Below are 20356 nucleotides of genomic sequence, written 5' to 3' on the forward strand. Positions count from 1 at the left end.
CAGTTCCCGCTACTAGAAAAGACAAGGCTTCACAGAAATGTGAAGCCTTTTTTTATGGTCTGGGTACAACATAGGTACAACAATACGGTATTTTCTCTCCATTAATTATAAAGCTTATCATTTGGTATTAACAATCTGTAAATTCAATTTAGAAATCTGTTTTTAACATTTTTTTTATAGTATTGTAATTGCCAATCTGATTCTTGAAAACGATTAATCCAATGACTAAAATTGATAACGCAGTAAAAGATTTAATCGAAAAGTGTATAAGTACACAAAGAGTGGAGTTTCCAAAAGAGGAAATAGCTAATAATTCCCTACTGTTAGACAAGGAAATTATATTTGAGATAGACTCAAATCCTGAAAGTATCAAGCTTAATCCAAATTCTATTGAATTCAATAGAAAACTACTTAAAGAAGCTGAAGTTTATCTGGAAAGAGAAATACCTAAAAATATTGTGGGAGCGTTTGGCTTGGTTGAAGATTTTCAGAAAAAATTAAAAGAGGAAAATGGAATTGCCGAAAATGTAATCAATGGTTACGGCAGTTTGATTAAGGGATTACAAGGTTATATTTTACATAGACTGCATTCAGATCGATTTGATGTCAAAGGATTTTATTTAGACAAATTAAAGCCTAAAGGAGAAAGGGAGAACGAACTTTTTTTATTTGAACAGCACCTTTATAGATTCCTTCCATATTCAAAATATTCATCAAAAGAAATTTGGGAGATATGTCAACGAACACTTGCAACCGATGACCGCTTTTACGTAGACGAATTTGCACGTAATTTAGCTTTCAATAATTTTAATTTAGCTGAGGAAATATATTCTATTGCAGTCAGGTCCGAACAACCCAGTGAAACATTCTTCATAGCTAGTCTACTGATAGGACTTCACAATAGTGGTTTAGGAGGGGTGTTTGAAAAGGCTCTTGAATTGCATAAAAGTCATCCACAGCAGGGTTATCATGTATTGAATTCGTTGAAAAACCTTTCAGACGAGGAAAATAATTTGATATTTGAATTAGTCCGCAATGACCATTTAACAGAATCTGCTGGGAGTAAAGCTCAGGTTATTTGCAGCTTAATCGATAATTCAAAAGTAAATGAGAAACTGCGTGGAGATTGTTTTAGTTTACTTATTACTTATCTGCAACAAGAAAACAAAGAATCCGTTAAAATTGTATTTCGTACAATAATCTACAATCTTAAATCTTTTGAGGCCGAAAAATATAAATTACTTCACATCTATCTGGAAAATACGCAGGATATTTCTGTTATAGAAAGCTTTTTTTATAACTATGAGAATTCCGAGTATTTATTTCACTTGATGAAAATGATTTATAAAGCTGGATGGCAAAGAGGTTCCATTAATCGATTTGAAAGTGCCATTTTTCACTTTTGGAATAATGATACACAAGAAACCGAAAAACAAATCCTTGAACTTTTCAGGCCGGAGGATAAATTAGGTATGCTTCCTGTAGAAATCATAATGACTGGAAGCTTTGGGGCAATTCCAATAGATTTGTTGAAATTGGAAACAAAACAGCAACAGGCAAAGGCAATTGAAGCTATTACCTTATTTCCACATACTTTTGATAGATTACTTCCTATAGTTCTTCCCCTAAGCCAATCGCCTTACCCAGAAGTTGTAAAATTTCTTCAGATAAAACTCTCTGAACTTATATACGATGCCTATCATAAGTCTTTATTGGATGACATAGAAAACCTGTTAGGCGAATCTAAAGAAGATAAAGCATTTGTAAGACCGCTAAAGGAAGCCTACAAAAATTATAAATCTATTGTAGCAAAAAAGAAATCTATAAATGACCTAAACCCATATGAAAATGAACGGGATTTAATGGATTTGTATTCTAGCCTAGAACACGAGAATAGAGCTAAAATGATGCAAGATATTAATGAGAACCCAAAGGGTTTTCTTGCAGCTGTTGGAAAGAGTACTATAATAGTAAGGGGAAACAGTTGGAAGCAAGAACTTGAAGACGAAGTGATGCCATTAGGGAAAGTAGAATCCAGTTTTATACTTGACGCCAGATTGTTCAAAAATCCTGACCTTCAAGAATATATTTTAAATACCTATGACAAGAGATGAATATTAAGCAACTTGTGGTCAAAGACTATCTCGAATCTTTAACTGAGAAGGATGAGTTAAATCGTATTTTCCCTCTATTATTGGAAAGTATGGGATTTGAGATTTTGTCAAAACCGACTGAATATTTGGGTCTGCAAGAATATGGGAAAGATATTGTAGCAGTAGGAATTGATGAAAATAAAGTTAAAAAACGATTTTATTTTGAACTGAAAGGTGGTGCGGATAGAAATATCACCACGAGAAACTTTTACGGCAAAGATGGAATACAGGAATCAATTACCGAAGCAGCTTATACGCCATTTGTCTCGGCATATCCAAAATTTGAAGACCTCCCCTTAAAAGTTGTAATTGTACATAACGGTGTTATTGAAGGCGGCCTGCAAAAAACCTTTGAAAACTTTTTGGTCAAAATAAGTAAATCTGTTGATAACACGGTTTTTGAACGCTGGGATATTGCCCGCCTGACCGCTATGTTTTCTGAAAATCTTTTCGGAGCATACTTACTTACAGACTTATCAACCACAAAACTTTTTAATAGAGTTTTGGTTAATTTGGACACTTCAGATGGGGTTTCGCGAGACTTTATAAAACTTGTCGATTCGTTGTTTGAAAAAAATGAATGGAAACAGTATAAAACCAAAATTCCTAGGAAATGGCAATTACTTTTTGAAACACTGAAACTTATTTCATTCATAATTTACACGGAGTCTAAAGAATATAACAATCTTGATATTGCAAAACGTTACCTTACCCACTTAGTACTACGATATTGGTACTGGATTTTAAAGAACAATTTGGAAAACGATAAAAAGGTTCTAAAGGCTTTTAATCAGGTAATGCTGTTCTTTTATGAAGTATTACAACAGTATTTTGATAGAACTCTTTCCATAGTACAGACCAAAGATGGACTTTACTCTGAAAATGGCGGTATGTATGAGCAAGTAGGTTATACCCAAAGAACTTTCGACTATTTGGCTTATTTACTTATTCTCATAAATATGGAGAAAGCTTGTTTCCCAGACTATGATTTATTGGATGCTAGGACGGGAGTTTACAATGTTGTTCAGCACAACTCGGTTTCTAAAAGACCGCTGTTGGATATTCATTCATTGGTCATAGTAAATACCATAGAACTTTTTATAGAGACTGACGATATCGATTCAGCTAGAGCATATCTTAGGAGTATACTTGGTACAATACAATATAGAAAGGAAAAATCCGGAATGCTACCGGATGCCAATAATAGTATTCAAAATGTTATTAAATATACAGTTACAGGAACGAAGCCAGTTTATTATTCGGATTCTACCTCGCCCTTACTGGCAGTTTTATTAGAATATATTGCTCTTTTTGGTTTGGAGGAAGAATATAACCAATTGAGAATTTTCGTAAAAAAACACGATATCACATTGGGACTTTTTATTCCTCATCACAGCAAAAATTCAGTGTCCGAAAACCTCATTGAGGATAAAGAAAATGACCTAGAAGAACAGTTATTTTCAAAACCTCTACGAGATGGATATCAAGTGGATACAAGACTTACAAAAAATTTAATAGACGAATTGCCTTTTGAAGAGTTTAAGGAAAAGATATGGAAAAGAAAAGACGAATTTATCTATGAGTATCGTACAGATAAAGCAGGATATGCTTTTCTAAAAGATTTGGCACACTTCTATTTTCAAATACCTTATTTTCCCGATAAATGGAGAAATATTAAGATGGATGGTTTGTTAAAATCCTAGGATAAATTTCAGTAGCATATTGGATTTATGGGATAACTCTAAGGTATTGATTAAATCGACACTTTCCACTCAGCACATTCCCCTGCATTTCGCAAAAAGCTTCATTACGGTCAAAGAGCTTCACTAGAAAGGTCTTGGACACAATCCCCAATTTCAGCTTTCCATTCCGTTAACCCTTCCCGCCATGCTGGGAAGGAACACTACATTCCCGAGCCTAAATCGTGAATTAAGTCCGCTAAATAGGAATTCCATTTATTCATTTGATGCTACTTCCTATGTTTTAATATTTCACAAACGCCTTTAGAATTACTCCCGCACCCTCACTGTCATTCTCTTTTTTTAATAGCAAAATACCAACATTCGGAAGTTGAACGCACTGCATAAGCCAGTCATACCTCCTTTTTATAAGTCCTTATCAATTCCAAATATTGAAAATGTATCAGCAACAAAAAAAGGTAACAGCGAGGGCGCTATAGGAAGTAAATCTAAAATGAATCTTATGAAATCTTATAAAAACATTCAAAAGGAAGTCGCACCATAAAAAACAAAAAAGGAAAACGCTCCAGATATAATAAGTAAATCATTTAAGAAAAATAATAAAGCAAACTATCTGAAAGGTTCAGGTGGCATAATTAGTAATCTTTAAATCTTTTAATCATGAGTACTTTGAAAAATCACGTACAGTTAATTGGAAATGTCGGACAGGATCCACAAATCACGCACCTCGAAAGCGGTAAAAAAGTTGCCCGTTTTTCACTCGCCACTAATGAGTTTTATAAAAATGAAAAAGGCGAAAAAATACAGAATACCGAATGGCACACTATCGTGGCCTGGGGAAAAACTGCAGAAATTATTGAAAAATATGCCGGAAAGGGTAAAGAGATTGGAGTAGCTGGAAAACTTAAATCCCGCAGCTATGAGGATAAAGATGGAGTAAAACGGTATGTAACCGAAATAGAAGCCAACGAAATTCTTTTGCTAGGTGTAAAAAATGGCGATAGCCAGTAATAAAAAAATAAGAGGGCGGGTACTTGTTCACGGTAACGCCCTCTTTTAATTATCAACCCTTTAAAAAGTCAATAATGAAAACTAAAGTTAATGAAATCTCAATAAAATATCAGGGAAATTTTAAAATCTCTCAGGCTCCTAAAATCACTTCTTCGTTGAGTGCATCCGAACTATTATTTAGTGAGTGGAATAAAGACCAGATAGGACTGCAAGAATGCTTTAAAGTTATGCTTCTTAATAATGCCAATAAGGTTAAAGGAATCTATGAAGTTTCTACGGGTGGAATTACCGGCACATTAGTAGATTTAAGAATTCTTTTTGCGGTAGTTCTAAAGAGTTTGACTACCTCTGTTATTTTAGCACATAATCATCCCAGCGGAACTTTAAAACCCAGTGAAGCAGATAAAAGGCTTACGGAGAAAATTAAAAATGCTGCTGTGTTATTTGATATCAAAGTCTTTGATCATTTAATTATTACTCCAGACGGTAATTACTTCTCTTTTGCAGATGAAGGACTGTTATAACAGAACCTCCTTATAAATTCTAAAAAGATCTGATTTTTCAGGTCTTTTTTATGGAATCTATTTTTCATTAAAATTCCAAAAAATTGTATCTTTAAAAAGCTGAACTTCAGCAAATATAATTTTTATAGCTATCCAATTTTTGACTTTCGCTGATAGCTGTATCCATCGATAATTTACAATTTGGAATTATTCGAATTCCGAAAAAAGCAATTTGTGTATAAGCAAATTGTATGAAATTTTGTCCGCTGTGCGGACGAAAATGGAATAGCAAGAGGGTAACACGCTGAGCGATGTTACGGATTCCATTTACGTTTTAAACATCTGATTATTAACTATTTACAATCAGTCTATATTTTAAAGTTTCTACAATTTGCGTCAAACAGCTTGAAATAGTCAGTAAACAGGGGTGGATTTACGTCAAATCTTTAAAAAAGCGAAAGAAAATGGATTCATTCATTACAATTAGGTTTAAACGGAAAACTGCCAAACGTTTTCAAGAATTTTCGAAAACACACTTCAAGTCACATACTGAAGCAATGTCAACTATTCTCGATTTTTTCTTCTATAACGAAATATCGCCAAAGGAAAAATTAGGTCCAACGGGACGAACAATTGAAGCAAAACTTTTAAAAAGAATTAACGCAGTTATCGCCATAATGCGAGACGTGGAAAAGACACAAACGAAACCGACGGTAGCGATGATTCAATCCCTTTTTGAAACAGAAGAACCTACAAAAAAATCGCTGATTGTAGAAAAGAAATATGCCGAAAAAAAAAAGGAAGTACGCTTTCGCGAAAAGCAAAACCCAAGTAACCAACTTTAATTTTTTGAACTATGTACATCACAATAACACCTCAAAAGTTGGGGAATAATTATTCACAAAGTTCAGCTGATTTTGTGGGCTATTTAGAGAAAGAAAACGAGGGTCTAGAACAGCAAGATATGGAACACTTTTTCAATCAATATGGCGATGAAATTTCCGCTGAAGAAGTGGTAAAAGAAATCGATGGAAACACCGCAAAATTGAAAAAGAAAGAACCCAAGTTTTATTCGATTACGGTCAGTCCGTCAAAGTACGAATTGCGAAAACTTCAGAACAATAGCCAAGATTTAAAAACCTACACGCGTGAGCTTATGAAGGATTATGTTGCCAGCTTCAATCGAGAAATTCACGGACGACCCATAAGCATAGATGACATAAAATACTTCGCTAAAATTGAACATCAACGAACCTTTAAAGGAACAGATTTTCAGATTAAAGAGAATCAACCTTACGCTTCAAAAATTCTTCAGCTAAAAACTGAAATCCGAAATGTTCAAGAAGGAAGAGCTGAAGGGAATATTAAAAGTATGAAAAGCAAAGTAGCAAAATTGGAACGCCAAGCACCGCATCAACAAAACGGAAAACGGATTGTCCAGGGAATGCGAAAAGATGGAAACCAAAGTCATATCCATATCATCGTGAGCAGAAAGGATGCTTCAAATTCGGTTAGTCTTTCTCCAGGAAGCAAACACAAAGCTTCGGAAGTTGAAATGCACGGTAAAAAGGTAAAGCGCGGTTTTGATAGAGATACCTTTTTCGCGAAAGCGGAAAAAACGTTTGACAAAACTTTTGACTATAAACGCAACTTTGCCGAAACCTATAAAGCCCGAAAGGATTTTGTAAAGAATCCTAATCTATACTTCGCCGCCTTGATGAAGTTGCCAGCCAATGAAAAAGCATTGGCTTTCAAAATGATCACAAAAACGGGATTGCCCATAGTGCCAAGTATTCCAATTAGTCAAGCACAAATTGCACTTCGGGTTTTCAAGCATTTAAGACGTGGGGTAGAAGTGGCCATTAAATCAAGTTCCATCGGAATCTAATTGATATGGAGTTAGACAATCTTATATCGTTACTTTCAATTCTTGGTTTATCCAGTATGGTTTTCTATGCGATGTTTCGGTTTAGCAAGTATGCGTTTCTTCTGAATATCGCAATACTTTCATTTCTCATTTTCTCTATTTCTGAATGGAACGAATTAGTATCAATATTGCTGTATCTGGTATGCCCGCTAATGCTAATTAATATAGGGTTTTATGTCTTTCTTCATAAAACTGAAAACGTACAGAATGGCGATAGAAAATATCAAGTCAATTTTGCAACGTCCAAAGGAAATTTCAAATTGGATAATATCAAAAGGGGCGCATCCATAATAGGTTCTGCCGGAAGTGGAAAGACCGAAAGTGTGGTGTATGGCTTTTTAAAACATTTCCGGAAAGAACACTTCTGTGGAATTATTCACGACTACAAGGATTTTGAACTGACCGAAATGGCATTTCCACTTTTTAAGGATAGCGATATCCCGTTTAAGGTCATTTCCTTCGATAAAATCATCCACCGGGTAAATCCTATTGCGCCATGCTATTTAGAGAACGAGGAAAGCGTAAATGAGGTGTCGAGGGTATTAATTGAAAATCTTCTGGAACAAAGGGAAAGCGGAACTGCCGGAACAACAAAATTCTTTAATGATGCTGCCGAAGGTTTGATTGGTGGTTTGATTTGGAAGCTGAAAACCGACTATTCCAAATACTGTACGCTACCACATTTGATAGCGATTTATCAACTATTGGACACGGATAGCCTTATTCAGTTTTTGGAGACCAACACCACATCGAGGGCAATGGCAGATGCATTTATTAGTGGTAAGGATTCTGATAGGCAGACCGCTGGTGTAAAAAGCACCTTGGCCAATGCGCTGAAACGAATTAGTACACAGCGCATTTTTATGGCATTATCCGTAGACGAAGTACCATTAAATATTAATAGCGAGGATAATCCAGCAATCATTTCAGTAGTAAACAATCCAAAATATGAAACATCCTATTCGCCTGTTGTTGCAACCATTATTCACACCATTACCAAGCAAATGAGCGTACGCGGTCAGAGACCGTCTTTTTTATTGATGGAAGAAGCACCTACCATACGATTACTGAATATGCACCGCATTCCAGCAACGCTCAGAAGTTATGATATTGCTACTGTGTATGTAATGCAGGACAAAATTCAGAATGATATGATGTATGGCGATAAGGCAAGCAAAGCCATTTTGAGCAACTTATCCTACCAGTTCTTCGGAAAGGTCAATGACCCAGATACGGCTAAATATTACGAGCGTTTTTTTGAAATCATTAAAGACCCGACGAAAAGTATCAGTCGTGGCCATAATCTCGATTTTGATACTCGTATTACGACTGGCGAAAAAGAAATCCCAAAGATTAGAGCGGACGTTTTTTTTAGATTGAAACAAGGCGAGTTTATCACCTATGCCGATGGCAAGGATAAGAAAGTTCAGTTTGAATTAGCGCGAATTCAACGGCAGCTTCCTCTTCCTGAAGAATCCAAGCAATTTTCTCAGGCGGATTTAGCGGCAAATTTTGAACGGATTTATGATGAGGCTAGGTCGATTTTTAATTAAATTATAGTTTGACAAATCAAAATATTTATATTTGTACAAATGGCAAGAGCAGATTTATTATTGAAATTAGTAAAGGCCGGAACTAACGGAGACAATACTCTTTTTAAAAAAGTTGTTGAATCGATTATTGCCGAAGAAAAGAGTAAACAACATCATATTGTAGCGCAACAATTATTAGATTTAATTTCCAAAGCTCCTAAGCCTAAGTCTAATCAACCCGTACATAATCGTTTAATGGATGACGGATTAGATAGTTTTTTATATCGTATATATCCTCAGAAAGCTTTGGATGATGTGATTTTAAATTATGAAAATCAGGCAATCATTCAAGACCTTATCCAAGAGCACCATCGGAGCGATTTATTAAGATCCTATAACTTGGAACCTAGAAACCGTATTCTTTTGGCAGGTCCTCCTGGAAATGGTAAGACATCTTTAGCAGAAGTCATAGCTCAATCTTTAATGATTCCTTTCTACGTTGTAAGATATGATGGAATTATTGGCAGTTATCTAGGAGAAACTGCTACTCGTCTTAAGGCTACTTTTGATTTTATTAGAACTCAAGAATGCGTTTTGTTTTTTGATGAATTTGATACTATAGGAAAAGAACGTGGAGATATACACGAAACGGGTGAAATCAAAAGAGTTGTAAGCTCTTTACTTCTTCAGATTGATCGTTTACCAAGTTATGTGGTGGTAGTTGCGGCAACTAATCATGCAGAACTTTTGGATAGGGCTGTATGGAGGCGGTTTCAGATAAGATTGGAATTGAAAGCTCCAGATAAGTCAATGATAAAGACTTGGCTCAAAAACTTTGAGCAGCGTGTTAAATACGATTTGCAATATCCAATTGATAAAATAGCAAATAAGCTGGAAGGTCTTAATTTTGCTGAGATTGAAGAATTCATTCTTGATATTGAACGTAAATATATATTATCCCTCCCCGATGTAAATGTAAAAAGGTTAGTGGATGAATGCCTTACGCAAATGGAACATAAATATTCTTTAGGGAATGGTTAAAAAACCACTTCTTTTGTTCCCATTGCCTATAAGTGCGGAAAAATCTAAAAAACAAGGTTTTCCTGGTAAAATGTTTACCCCATCGAAGTCTCGTCAGATTGAAAGAAATGAACACAAAATTACTGAATTAGACCGAGTACTTTCTAATAAGTCTGCTTCACTTCAAAAGGAGGCGGGAAACATTATTCCTGAAATGATCCTGGTGATAGAAACTGCAGGAGAAATAAAAGATTTTTTTAAAGCAGTGAAAAAGACACCAGGAATGGAGTTTTTAGCCGAATATGAGACTGATTTTGAGGCAGAAGATGATTTCTATAACATTGATAAGAATGGTAATAGATCTGAAGAAAATGTTGATGCCCGGTTCTATCTCACTATGACAAATCAAAGAGCTCTTAAAGAACTCCAGAAATATTGGAAGGAATACAAAAAAACTAAAGAAAAACAAAATTTTAAGCGAGGGACTACAAAATTTAGATTGCTTTTTGAACAATTAAAAAATATTAGACCCTATAACGTTAGTGATAGGATACGTGATACTGGTATTGAAGAATATATCCAGGAAATAAAATTATACGATTTTGATTTCGTAAGATTTGAAATAGAATTGGCCTTTAAAGGTAGTGACCAAGCAAATCGCAAAGCCTATGAAGAAGTATCACATTTACTAAATTTGCATAACGGAGAAGAAGTGAAAGGTTCGAGGACAATAATCTCCGAAATATCATATCATGCATTCATAGCAAAAGCACCGATACAAGTATTTGATGATTTAACGGAAAATACAAATATTTCCTTTTTAAAATCACAACAAATTTTGTTTTTTCGACCTGTAGGACAAATGGTTTTTGACATTACTGAAAATATTGAGAACTTAAAAAAGTTTCCCAATGTTGAAGAAAATGATGGACTACCCACAAATAGCCGTCCTGTTATTGCACTTTTTGATGGTCTTCCCCTTGCAAATCATTCTCTATTAGAAGGTAGACTTCAAATTGATGATCCTGATGAGTTCTCAATTAATTATGCGGGTAACCAAAGGTTTCACGGTACAGCAATGGCTTCTCTAATTATTCACGGTGACTTAGATAATAAGAAAAAAGCGATATTAACTAGACCCTTGTATGTCAGACCAATAATGAAATTGAGCACACAAGTTTATCAAGGCGAATGCCTTCCTGATGACGTTTTGCCAATAGATTTAATCCATAGGGCTGTTTTAAGAATGAAAGTGGGAGATGCTGATAATCCTCCAGTAGCACCTGAAGTAAAGATTATTAATTTTTCTATAGGTGATGCTTTTAGACCTTTCTTAAACAATATGAGCTCTTGGGCAAAATTATTGGATTGGCTTTCTTATCAATTTGATATCCTATTTGTAATTAGTGCAGGAAATTTTAGTGATGATATTGTTTTGGAAATTCCAGAAGCTGAATTTGATAACCTCTCTGATGATGAAATACAAAAATTAGCTTTAGAGGAAATAATTAGGACAAATTTTAGTAGAAAAATTTTGACGCCAGCGGAATCAATAAATTCTATTACAGTTGGTGCAGCACATTCGGATTTTTCAATACCTACTAATTTATACCAAAGGAAAAATCTAGTTAAGTCATCTTCTTTATTGTCTCCAATAAGCCGGATTGGTTTTGGTTACCGAAGAAGTATAAAACCTGAGATTATAATGTCAGGTGGTCAGAAACTATTTAGAAAATCTCCAATTCAAAATTTATTAGGAAAAACTGTTCTTAAAATTGAATCTATCCCTTTTAATATAAATCCTCCGGGAAACAGGGCTGCATTTCCAGGGAGTCTTGGACAATTAAATAAGTCTGGTTATTTATGTGGTACTTCAAATGCAGCGGCTTTGACCTCTCGTCTTGCTGCTCAACTTTATGATGTGTTAATTTCTATAAATGATTCAGGAGATAAATTCATACCTATAGAGTTTTTTACCGTAATTATTAAAAGTTTATTAGTACACAGTGCAAGCTGGAGTAAAAGCTCAGATTTTTTATTGCAGGTTATTAAAGAATTGCCGGGATCAGCTTCAAATACTTCAAAAAAAAACGTTTTGCCTTATCTGGGTTATGGAAGTATAGATCCCGAACGCATTTTATATTGCACTGAGAAACGCGTGACCATTATTGGATATGGAAAGCTTTATGATGGTCAAGCTCATTTATATAGATTTCCATTACCTCCATCACTTTCCAAGGGAAAAGTCAATAAAAAGCTCACTATAACTTTAGCTTACCATAGCCCTCTAAATTTTAAAACTAGACAATATCGTAAAGCACAATTATTTTTCGATAATCTCAAGCATAATAATCATCTCGAATTAGATAGGTCATATTATGATTTCCGAACCTCACAATTAGGGACTGTGCAACACGACATTCTAATTGGGGACAAGGCTGATGTATTTGTTGACGGTGATTTTTTAGAAATAAAAGTTAATTGCAGAGAAGATGCATCTGAACTTGGAAAACTGTCTATTAAATATGGATTGGCCGTGACATTAGAAGTCAAGGAAAATAATGATATAAAAATTTATGAAGAAATTAAACAACGAGTTCAAACACGAATTAGGCCAACTCTATAAATTCTAAAATAATTCTTCAAAGAGATTATTTTCCTCGTATTTTGGAACACTATGAAAAGAGAGTTTTGGCTTTTCAGAGAACTTCCCTAGGATGACTTTTATTTCTAAAGAAACTGCTGTTGAAGAAGGTGGTCAAATAGGTGGTGCAATTGGTGGTGTAATTGGTGGTGTAATTGATGCGACTGAAGCTCTAACTAAAAAAAAAGAAGCTCTTAAACTTATTGCGGCTAATACTTCCATAACCTATAATGATATAGCTGAAGCTTTGGCTATTAATGAATTTGCCGTTGGTAAGCACATTTCAGCTATCAACAATAAAGGATTTTTAATACGTCAAGGCGACACGAGAGCTTATTGGGAAATCAATCTTGATGAAAAATAAAAAACACTTTTTAAAACGGCGCTTTGTCCTTTGAGCCTCTTGCAGTAGCCAGCCATTTGCCGTCCTGTTTAACCAGTTTAAAAACACCAGGCGTTTTATCATAAGCTGTGGTATATTTTACCCAAGCCACGTCACCCATAATCGTATCCTGCAAAACAGTAAAGTTGGAATCATCCTTTACCGTAGCATTAAACATGTTTATAGTATTCATGTAGTTTGAATATGCCTGTGGTGTTGAGTTAGCCTTTAACGTTTCTTCATCTTTTTCATAAAAGCTTTCAATAACAATTTGGGCTGTGGCACTTGGTCCCGAGATTTTAGTTTTAGAATCAGCACAAGAAAGTAACAGCGCTATGAGCGAGAAAACAACAAATTTTTTCATATCAGTATTAATTTGGGTTATTAATATATCTATGCGATAGTTTCATTTTTATATTTCGTTCGCCATCCTTTTCATTCAATTCCAAAATTGCCCTCCGGTCATTGGATAGTGAAAATTTGGGCAGCACATAAACAAAGCGAGCCGTTTCATTTTCCATAATCTTAGAAGGCAGATTATGTTTATATATCGGTTCTTGATAAAGCCGTTGCAACGATTTTCTTTTCCCATTTTGTCTTGTTTCAATCGAAAGGTTCAAGAAATTCAAATTGTAATCCAACGTAGAGGTATTTTCAATCTCGATAACAAAATAGAGTTCATCCTTATCAAAAACAATGTTCTCTACGGTCAAGATAATACCTTCATTTCGTTTCTTGATGCGTCCTATACGCTGTTTTCTATTGAGAAGATATGAGCAGAATTTTTGGTAATAATAAGTGCTGTTATCTACAAGTTCTTCAGATGATTTTACAAGAACCGAATCCTTTACAATCGGTCTTTCATTACCGATACTATTGGATAACGGAATGAAATAATTGAGCTTAGAAAGCTGTTTTTTATACCTTACAATATACGAAAAAATCGAACCATTTCTATTGACTACCAGTAGATTACTTTCCTTCCCCGGCTTCGCTTGAAGAAGGCCAAAATACTGTTCTTTTTCACGATTGTAAGTAAATACAAAATTGTCAGAACCGGTTATACCTTGGCGGATAGGTTCTGGGAAGAATAGCGCAACATTCTTGGTGTCGTTGGCATAAATAGTGTCAAGTGGTATAGGTTGTTGTTGTGCTGTAGCCTGTGCCGAGCAAAGTCGAGGTGCGAAAGTGTAAACAAACCCAATTAATATTAAGATAAAAGTTTTCATAGTTTAGGCTTTAGAATTAATCTATAGTTATTTAATACGGTTACTTTAACATTGCGATTGTTTCGCTTTAGGACGTTTGAGACACCGCCTATTTGCGGAATGGTAGGTATGTTGATGTCACCAATAAAATCGTCCAAAACTTCAGTGGTGGCTTCTGCCCGAAAATTGTTCTGTACGTAGATACCTTCGCTTCCATCAGATAAATCAAAAGCTTTAAGTTTAGTGGAATGATGCTGTATGTTTTCAATTTCAATGAGCGCTCGGTTGGGCTGAAAGCTGATAAATCCAAAAACAGGTGTGTTCTTAGGCATTTCTTTACCACTTATGGTAGCAACTTTGGTAAGGCGCATTCGTAATCTGGTATTCGCTTTTACTACTTGATCGCCATCTACAACCACATAAATAGTTTCATCTGTATTGCCGATGATTGAAACTTCATTGGGTTTGGGCGCAGCAGAAAAGAACAATTGATGTTCCAATCCCAATTCTTTCGCTTGGATTTTTTGTTCTCGTTTTACTTCTACAGAATCTATCTTTGAAACCGCTTTGCGAACAGTTCTTTTGTGTCCCAAGTTTTGGTATCGCTTTTCTGAATATTGGATCTTACCAGCTTCATATATGCTATCTACAATACGCTCTTTTTCGCGATCTGGAAGATATGGGTCGTAAAATCCCAAGGAATCAATCAGTTTTTCATCATAAATGCTGGGCGCATTATTTTCACGTACTTTCTTCAAGTCGTTAATCGCATCCAGTTTGGAATCATACTCTTTTTGATCTTCTTCTAAATCTGGAACTAATGTTTGCTTAAGGTTTTCAGTTTCACTTTCATCATCGCCCATTACCATTACGGAATAAGAAATGATGAATATGACAATCACGGCCAATACTGCTGCAAATACTATTTTATTCTTTTCTACTTTCATCGTTTAGTTTTTTTAAGGTGTTCTCGAAATAGTTGGTAATTAATAATCCGTGCGGATTGTTGGGGAAGTTTCTGTCAACCGTAATCAAGTTTCCGGTGGAAACCAACTCATAGGTGTCGATGATTGAACCTCTATTGATTTCAAAAATGGTGGTTGTTGTAAAACTATACGAGCCATTATTTTCAGATAGTCGTGAATCGATGCTCAGTACTTTTTGAACCAAGGAATACTGAAGCAACCTGTTGTAAACACCATCCGCTTTTTTCTGGCGGTAGAGATTGTCCACGGAACTATTGCCCAACCACAATGCCTTTTCCAAATTACGTTCATAATTACTCGCATCTATGTTATAGAAGTAGTTATGGAACAGATCCAAATGTGCTAAAGCTTCAACCCGAAAATTTTCCTTTTGGGTTACGAGCTTCAGCGGAATTATACTGCCATCGGTATTGATAGCAAAGGCACTATTGAGGGCTTTTTGATTGGTGTTGAATACCATCCAAACCGAAAATGTGCTGGATAGTAAGGCGCAGACAACTACTGCCAAAACGATAAACCGATTCAATTTTAGGACGCTGTAAATGTTCTTGTAAGGTGTTTTCATTCTGAAAATAATTAGTTGGTAAATAGTCTTAGCGTAAATGACGTGGCACGTTTATATAGGGTGAATTTCAAGAAAACAATAAAACCTACTGATCCCAACTGAACTACAGGTGCAAAAAAGCCCTGGCCAACCTCTGTCCCAAAAAGGTTGACCCAAAAATTAGTGTTGATTTCCGTATATATGGCATTGATAAATATATTGACCAGAAAGAAAGCTGGCACGAGCATAAACACCGCTGCATATAGTTTGAAGAACGTGTAGGCGAGCGAACGAAACTTTTCAAAAACTGCAAGGCTAATGACCAAAGGAAAAAATGCTTGCATTATTCCTAAAAGGAAGAAGCGCTCTGCTAAGAATAGCGGGTAGATGAACAAATCCAATATCCAAAGTAGGGTAGTTAAGATAAATGCCAATATTTTAAAACCGTATAAAGGTGTAACCAGGGCTTCATATAAAAGTGTCATCGCTGAACTTGCGGCATCAAAAAGACTTACGTCTTCCTCTAAAGGAATATCCTGCATTTGCAAAGGCAGTAATGCTGGTGCTGTTCCTCGATATTGTTCTTCAATGGCGACTAAAATCCCGTCAAAAAATCCCAATACCTGAGTTGAGAATATGACCAAGATGACAATGGTAAAATTCTTGACCAATTCAACAGGACTCAATCCCCAAGTGTGACCGTCCTTCTCTGCAACGCCTTCGTTATACTTTTTAAGGATGTTGACCAAAAAGAACAAGACAGCGAGCGTTTTCATTCCCGCAATTGTGTATTGCGAAAAATTGCTGGTCTGTATGGTCTGGAAAACGGTATCGATATATTCCAGACCAATTCCTAAGAGAATGGTCGCGGTCATTTTAGTAGAATGTTTCTCGGTTATTGACTTTATCTTGCATCTTTCTGAAAGAAATAATGTCTCGATAGCGTTTTGTTTTTGTAGTTATGTTGGAAACCATCTGCTTTGATTCAAGCTCCTTTGCTTTTAAGATTTCAGCACGTTCTGCATCGCTCATTTTGAGATAATCGCTGGACAGGACTTCATCAATAAAATCTACCGTCTCCAATGAGTTTTGAACAATAGCATCAAAAGATTTTGCAACCCTTGAAACTTCCTCTGGTTTGATGTAGGGCGAGTTGAGTATGTCCTGTACATCGTTCTGCATTACGGTGATAAGGCGCTGATTGTTCTGTCCAATTTCCTCAACTGCTCTAAGCTGCTGTACCACACTTGATACTTTCTCAATGCTCTCCTTTGCATCTTTTAAGAATTTTACAGACTTAATCATTTGAGTTGTCTGTTTACCTGATTCTACAAGTTGTTTTACCAAGCTGATAAAATTGGTATTGTCATAAGTGGGCATTCCCTGACACGCAGCGCGTGTGGGCAATAAAAAGATGAATGCCGTTGCGATAATTAAAATTTTTGTCTTCATAATATTATGTTTTAGCTGCGAATTGAATTATTGCTTTTTGCATATCCTGATGCTCTTTGTAGAGCTTCATTATTTCCTCATTTTCTTGTCCATCGGTCAAGTAAGCTGCATATACTTCCTTCGGAACTTCCAGACGGAAGATGTTACTTTCTCTGCCAATTTTGATAAACATTTCGGTGTACTTCCGTGGACCGGAAAGATTGTTATTGATTGATTTTAATTGGTTTAAATCGTGGCTGGATAGATTGAGACGTTTGACCAAACCGTCATAGCCTTTTTCATTATTCAGGCTATAAATGACCTGCGTGTTTTCAAGAATACTCGCTGAAGTGGAATTTTTCGGAAGCTGATTAATGGATTGAAGAATGATACCGATAGCTCCGTTCTGTTTTCGTATTGCTTGGTAGTAGAATTCGACACTTTCCAGGACATTTTCAAACTTTAATTGTTTTGCAAACTCATCAAAGAGGATAATGCCTTTTTCTGCTCTATTCTTCCAGATGGTTCTTTGGATAGCTGACTTAATCAGTTTTAACATTACAGACAGGATTTCCTTATTGTCCTTCACTTCATCCAGTTCAAAAACAATCAAACGCTTGTCCTCAATTTTATAGGTCTGATCTTCGCTCACTTCAAAAAGGAAGCTATATAGACCATCCCCGACATATTCTGACATTACGTGCAAGAAGCTCGTCACATTGAAATAATCGGGATGGATTTTTAGGCTGATCAGAAGATCTTCCTGATTCCTTTCTATAAAGCTGTAGAAACCATCCAGTGAATGATTTTCTGAAGTGCTATCGTAATAATGACGCAGTATTTTTTTGACTGATACCAATTGTGCCTTTGTAACCTTTAAGTCTGAAGCAAACAGTTCAAAGAGGAACACGGACAAATCTTCCAAACGTTCTGGTGTAAGGTCATTAGTGTGGCTAATGTAAAATGGATTGATACCAAGGTTCTTTCCACTTTCGTAGCGAAGCACCGTATATTCTTCAGGATAGAGCTTTGCAAACTTGGTATAAGAGCCACCTAAGTCGATAATGACCAGGCGAACGCCAATTTCAAAATATTGACGTAGAATGTTATTTGCCAGAAAAGATTTGCCTTCACCAGTTGGTGCAAAAATGGCGAAGTTTCGTGCCATTATTCTTTTCTTCTTTTCGTCCCAAACATCCTTTAAAACAGGAATGTTATGCTCACGGTCATTAAAAATGATTCCGGTGTTATCACTTTTGTAGTTAGTGTTATTGATAAAAAGACAAAGTGCGTGTTTTAAGTCAGTTACATATAAATCATTATTTGAAAAATTGGACGAAAAACAGCAGTAACTATTTAAAATATAGTTTTTACGTTCTTCGCCTCTTGGGTAATACGGGATGATATCCAGTTCTTTAAATTCCGTCTTTATTTTTGAAGTTATTTTGTCGAGCTCTTTGGCTTCCTTTGCCCAATAGATAATATTGAGATGACCACGAATAATTCGGGCATTATCATCAGCATTGATTTGGTCAAGGATGTGTTGGATTTTACCAAGCACTACTTTATTTTGTGAACCAAAGTTTGAACTTTTGTTTAGTTCCTCAACCTTCTTATCGAGTAGCTTACGCCATTTTTGTTTGTCATCCAAATAAAGAATTTGATTGACAATGTGGTTCTCGTTAAGCGTAAGCCCTATGCCATCAATAAACCCTTGATGAAATACAAAATCGTCAGAAGTGAATTTCTCATTGGTTTTGCTACTCTGTACACTTTCGCCAAAGCACAGTTCGCTGTTGATGGCCAGGGCCTCAAAATGGTTTTCGCCAATATTGACGCTTTTTTTATCAAGTAAAATATCGGTGTCGTAACCTTCATTGAAGCCATTGAAGTAGGCACTTGTTAGTTGCCGAATATCTTTCGCATTAAGCGAAACAAAATCCATCTTTCGGCTGTTATTGATAAAGGAAACTGAATCACTTACCGAGTTCGTGAAGCTCTTGATATTATCATCCAGTTCCTGTACGATTTCTTTTGAAACTTTCCTGAAGGGATTGACATATTTCGGATTGTTGAGTGCCTTGTTTTTAGTCAAGATGAAGAATAAATAACAGCTGTGCTCAATATGCCCACGACCTTTAAAATGCTCGTGGGTAGCCTTTTCCAGAAAGGTTGAATTCGGAAGTTGTTCTGAAGTATATGATTTCTTGAGGTAGATATCCTGCTTGTGAACCACAGTACCAACTGGCAATGATTTCAAAGCCTGAAACCAAGCAGCGTGCATATCTTCAAAATCCTTTTCAGAAAGAGAGTATATTTCTGGTAGATTCCCTTTATAGCATATGACAACGTTACCATTGTTGGCAAACACGATGTTGTCCTGAATATCTGCGATGGGTTGATATGCTGAAATGTTAATCTTGTTCATAATCAAAGCCTGAGGTTTTTTTGTTACTCATTATTTTTGGGAAAACATTTGCCATTTGAAAAATTTGTGGATTGTGTGTTATCCTCGTCAGCACCACAAATAAGGAAGCATTGAGTACCAATACTCCTATTATTATCCCAAAGCTGAAAGAGAAAATGATGATGAGCAACGAAGCCAAAATGGAAACCATCATCAAGGCAAACAGGGAAATGGACAGTCCAAAAATGACAGCCCGTTTCCGAATGTTTTTATAGACTTCGAACCGCTTCATCTTTAAACTACGATTCCTATTAAGTATGTGAAGATGCCGACTACTGCACCTGCAATTAGTACAAAGACTAGTATTCTTGTTATCCCTTTTTTGAGGTCCGCATTTTCGCCGAAGAAATGTCCAGCATTAAATAGGAAGCCAACCAAGAAGATAACACCCAATAAAATCGGAAAGATAGTCCTGATGGTATCGCCAACATCGTTAACGGAATTTTCTATGCCACCAATTTGAGCAAAAAGGGAAGTGGATAAGAGCGAAAGAATGGACGCTAAATAGTGTGATTTTTTCATAACGGAAAAATTTAGATTTTAAGTTCATTTTTCATTATTAGAATTTACATATATTTGATTGTAAATAACTGAAAATCAAATAAATGTGAATAAAATATCCTTTGATATTGTTTGAATTTCAATGTTATTATTTGACATCAAATTCTATGGATTTCTATAGGGAAGTTGTTAATAACCTGAAAATTGGAAATGAAAAATCTCCTCAAAAACGTCAGTTTTGTGATTTTGCTCCTGAAAATGTGTCTCATTTTCGGGCAGGAAGTCGATGTTCAAAGGAGAATTGTAATTGATGTTGGACACGGTGGAAAAGATGCCGGTGCAAATGG

The 20356-nt window shown here is 35.6% G+C and carries 19 protein-coding genes; 11 read left to right on the forward strand and 8 right to left on the reverse strand.

Annotation, left to right across the window (positions count from 1 at the left end; translation table 11 throughout):
- Positions 1 to 221: 221 nt before the first annotated feature.
- The 10 genes from ACNKXS_RS05945 (at position 222) to ACNKXS_RS05990 (ending at position 12854) form a co-directional block, all read left to right on the forward strand.
- Positions 222 to 2114: a hypothetical protein gene (locus ACNKXS_RS05945; RefSeq protein ID WP_417920039.1), complete on the forward strand. Its 1893-nt coding sequence runs from the start codon at positions 222 to 224 to the stop codon at positions 2112 to 2114.
- Positions 2111 to 3856 carry a hypothetical protein gene (locus tag ACNKXS_RS05950; RefSeq protein WP_417920040.1) on the forward strand — a complete coding sequence of 582 codons (1746 nt, stop codon included), beginning with the start codon at positions 2111 to 2113 and terminating at the stop codon, positions 3854 to 3856. Before ACNKXS_RS05945 ends, ACNKXS_RS05950 begins: the two co-directional genes overlap by 4 nt.
- Positions 3857 to 4513: 657 nt before the next feature.
- Entirely contained in the window at positions 4514 to 4864 is a 351-nt protein-coding gene (locus ACNKXS_RS05955) for a single-stranded DNA-binding protein (protein WP_417920041.1), read from the forward strand.
- A gap of 74 nt (positions 4865 to 4938) precedes the next feature.
- The gene (locus tag ACNKXS_RS05960; RefSeq protein ID WP_417920042.1) at positions 4939 to 5388 is read left to right on the forward strand and encodes a JAB domain-containing protein; all 450 of its coding nucleotides are present in this window, start codon (positions 4939 to 4941) and stop codon (positions 5386 to 5388) included.
- A gap of 443 nt (positions 5389 to 5831) precedes the next feature.
- The gene (locus ACNKXS_RS05965; protein WP_417920043.1) at positions 5832 to 6212 is read left to right on the forward strand and encodes a BfmA/BtgA family mobilization protein; all 381 of its coding nucleotides are present in this window, start codon (positions 5832 to 5834) and stop codon (positions 6210 to 6212) included.
- Between the two features lie 11 nt (positions 6213 to 6223).
- The gene (gene mobB / locus ACNKXS_RS05970; RefSeq protein WP_417920044.1) at positions 6224 to 7255 is read left to right on the forward strand and encodes a MobB family relaxase; all 1032 of its coding nucleotides are present in this window, start codon (positions 6224 to 6226) and stop codon (positions 7253 to 7255) included.
- Positions 7256 to 7260: 5 nt separating this feature from the next.
- Complete coding sequence (locus ACNKXS_RS05975; RefSeq protein WP_417920045.1) at positions 7261 to 8847, forward strand: type IV secretory system conjugative DNA transfer family protein; 1587 nt, start codon at positions 7261 to 7263, stop codon at positions 8845 to 8847.
- 39 nt (positions 8848 to 8886) lie between these two features.
- Positions 8887 to 9867, forward strand: a complete 981-nt coding sequence (locus tag ACNKXS_RS05980) for an AAA family ATPase (protein WP_417920046.1) — start codon at positions 8887 to 8889, stop codon at positions 9865 to 9867.
- The gene (locus ACNKXS_RS05985; protein WP_417920047.1) at positions 9860 to 12472 is read left to right on the forward strand and encodes a S8 family peptidase; all 2613 of its coding nucleotides are present in this window, start codon (positions 9860 to 9862) and stop codon (positions 12470 to 12472) included. The genes ACNKXS_RS05980 and ACNKXS_RS05985 overlap by 8 nt, the downstream gene beginning before the upstream one ends.
- A gap of 91 nt (positions 12473 to 12563) precedes the next feature.
- Entirely contained in the window at positions 12564 to 12854 is a 291-nt protein-coding gene (locus ACNKXS_RS05990) for a hypothetical protein (RefSeq protein ID WP_417920048.1), read from the forward strand.
- 10 nt (positions 12855 to 12864) lie between these two features.
- On the opposite strand, the gene ACNKXS_RS05995 is transcribed toward ACNKXS_RS05990, so the two are convergent.
- From ACNKXS_RS05995 to ACNKXS_RS06025, 7 genes are read right to left on the reverse strand one after another with little or no spacing between them, the layout of a single operon-like run.
- Positions 12865 to 13236, reverse strand: a complete 372-nt coding sequence (locus ACNKXS_RS05995; protein WP_417920049.1) for a hypothetical protein — start codon at positions 13234 to 13236, stop codon at positions 12865 to 12867.
- Between the two features lie 7 nt (positions 13237 to 13243).
- A complete protein-coding gene (locus tag ACNKXS_RS06000; protein WP_417920050.1) occupies positions 13244 to 14101 on the reverse strand; it encodes a DUF4138 domain-containing protein in 858 nt (285 codons plus the stop codon).
- A complete protein-coding gene (gene traM, locus ACNKXS_RS06005; protein WP_417920051.1) occupies positions 14098 to 15027 on the reverse strand; it encodes a conjugative transposon protein TraM in 930 nt (309 codons plus the stop codon). The genes ACNKXS_RS06000 and traM overlap by 4 nt, the downstream gene beginning before the upstream one ends.
- Positions 15008 to 15631 carry a conjugal transfer protein TraK gene (locus tag ACNKXS_RS06010; protein ID WP_417920052.1) on the reverse strand — a complete coding sequence of 208 codons (624 nt, stop codon included), beginning with the start codon at positions 15629 to 15631 and terminating at the stop codon, positions 15008 to 15010. Before ACNKXS_RS06010 ends, traM begins: the two co-directional genes overlap by 20 nt.
- Positions 15632 to 15642: 11 nt before the next feature.
- Complete coding sequence (locus ACNKXS_RS06015) at positions 15643 to 16485, reverse strand: hypothetical protein (RefSeq protein ID WP_141876689.1); 843 nt, start codon at positions 16483 to 16485, stop codon at positions 15643 to 15645.
- Position 16486: 1 nt separating this feature from the next.
- Positions 16487 to 17062 carry a conjugal transfer protein gene (locus ACNKXS_RS06020; protein WP_417920053.1) on the reverse strand — a complete coding sequence of 192 codons (576 nt, stop codon included), beginning with the start codon at positions 17060 to 17062 and terminating at the stop codon, positions 16487 to 16489.
- 4 nt (positions 17063 to 17066) lie between these two features.
- Positions 17067 to 19469, reverse strand: coding sequence for a TraG family conjugative transposon ATPase (locus tag ACNKXS_RS06025; RefSeq protein WP_417920054.1), 2403 nt, complete (start codon positions 19467 to 19469; stop codon positions 17067 to 17069).
- A gap of 71 nt (positions 19470 to 19540) precedes the next feature.
- On the opposite strand from ACNKXS_RS06025, the gene ACNKXS_RS06030 reads away from it, so the two are divergent.
- On the forward strand, positions 19541 to 19723 hold the full coding sequence (locus ACNKXS_RS06030; protein WP_185739452.1) for a hypothetical protein: 183 nt from the start codon (positions 19541 to 19543) through the stop codon (positions 19721 to 19723).
- Between the two features lie 19 nt (positions 19724 to 19742).
- Here the strand turns inward: ACNKXS_RS06030 and ACNKXS_RS06035 are convergent, their stop codons facing one another.
- Positions 19743 to 20030: a hypothetical protein gene (locus tag ACNKXS_RS06035; protein WP_026914603.1), complete on the reverse strand. Its 288-nt coding sequence runs from the start codon at positions 20028 to 20030 to the stop codon at positions 19743 to 19745.
- Positions 20031 to 20356: the final 326 nt, after the last annotated feature.

Origin of the sequence: Christiangramia marina (assembly GCF_048285865.1) — a bacterium.
Taxonomy (GTDB): domain Bacteria; phylum Bacteroidota; class Bacteroidia; order Flavobacteriales; family Flavobacteriaceae; genus Christiangramia; species Christiangramia marina.

Bases quoted from the DNA above. Each gene is read 5' to 3' on its own strand.
- ACNKXS_RS05945 (WP_417920039.1), top strand. From the start codon at position 222: ATGACTAAAATTGATAACGCAGTAAAAGATTTAATCGAAAAGTGTATA.
- ACNKXS_RS05950 (WP_417920040.1), top strand. From the start codon at position 2,111: ATGAATATTAAGCAACTTGTGGTCAAAGACTATCTCGAATCTTTAACT.
- ACNKXS_RS05955 (WP_417920041.1), top strand. From the start codon at position 4,514: ATGAGTACTTTGAAAAATCACGTACAGTTAATTGGAAATGTCGGACAG.
- ACNKXS_RS05960 (WP_417920042.1), top strand. From the start codon at position 4,939: ATGAAAACTAAAGTTAATGAAATCTCAATAAAATATCAGGGAAATTTT.
- ACNKXS_RS05965 (WP_417920043.1), top strand. From the start codon at position 5,832: ATGGATTCATTCATTACAATTAGGTTTAAACGGAAAACTGCCAAACGT.
- mobB (WP_417920044.1), top strand. From the start codon at position 6,224: ATGTACATCACAATAACACCTCAAAAGTTGGGGAATAATTATTCACAA.
- ACNKXS_RS05975 (WP_417920045.1), top strand. From the start codon at position 7,261: ATGGAGTTAGACAATCTTATATCGTTACTTTCAATTCTTGGTTTATCC.
- ACNKXS_RS05980 (WP_417920046.1), top strand. From the start codon at position 8,887: ATGGCAAGAGCAGATTTATTATTGAAATTAGTAAAGGCCGGAACTAAC.
- ACNKXS_RS05985 (WP_417920047.1), top strand. From the start codon at position 9,860: ATGGTTAAAAAACCACTTCTTTTGTTCCCATTGCCTATAAGTGCGGAA.
- ACNKXS_RS05990 (WP_417920048.1), top strand. From the start codon at position 12,564: ATGACTTTTATTTCTAAAGAAACTGCTGTTGAAGAAGGTGGTCAAATA.
- ACNKXS_RS05995 (WP_417920049.1), bottom strand. From the start codon at position 13,236: ATGAAAAAATTTGTTGTTTTCTCGCTCATAGCGCTGTTACTTTCTTGT.
- ACNKXS_RS06000 (WP_417920050.1), bottom strand. From the start codon at position 14,101: ATGAAAACTTTTATCTTAATATTAATTGGGTTTGTTTACACTTTCGCA.
- traM (WP_417920051.1), bottom strand. From the start codon at position 15,027: ATGAAAGTAGAAAAGAATAAAATAGTATTTGCAGCAGTATTGGCCGTG.
- ACNKXS_RS06010 (WP_417920052.1), bottom strand. From the start codon at position 15,631: ATGAAAACACCTTACAAGAACATTTACAGCGTCCTAAAATTGAATCGG.
- ACNKXS_RS06015 (WP_141876689.1), bottom strand. From the start codon at position 16,485: ATGACCGCGACCATTCTCTTAGGAATTGGTCTGGAATATATCGATACC.
- ACNKXS_RS06020 (WP_417920053.1), bottom strand. From the start codon at position 17,062: ATGAAGACAAAAATTTTAATTATCGCAACGGCATTCATCTTTTTATTG.
- ACNKXS_RS06025 (WP_417920054.1), bottom strand. From the start codon at position 19,469: ATGAACAAGATTAACATTTCAGCATATCAACCCATCGCAGATATTCAG.
- ACNKXS_RS06035 (WP_026914603.1), bottom strand. From the start codon at position 20,030: ATGAAAAAATCACACTATTTAGCGTCCATTCTTTCGCTCTTATCCACT.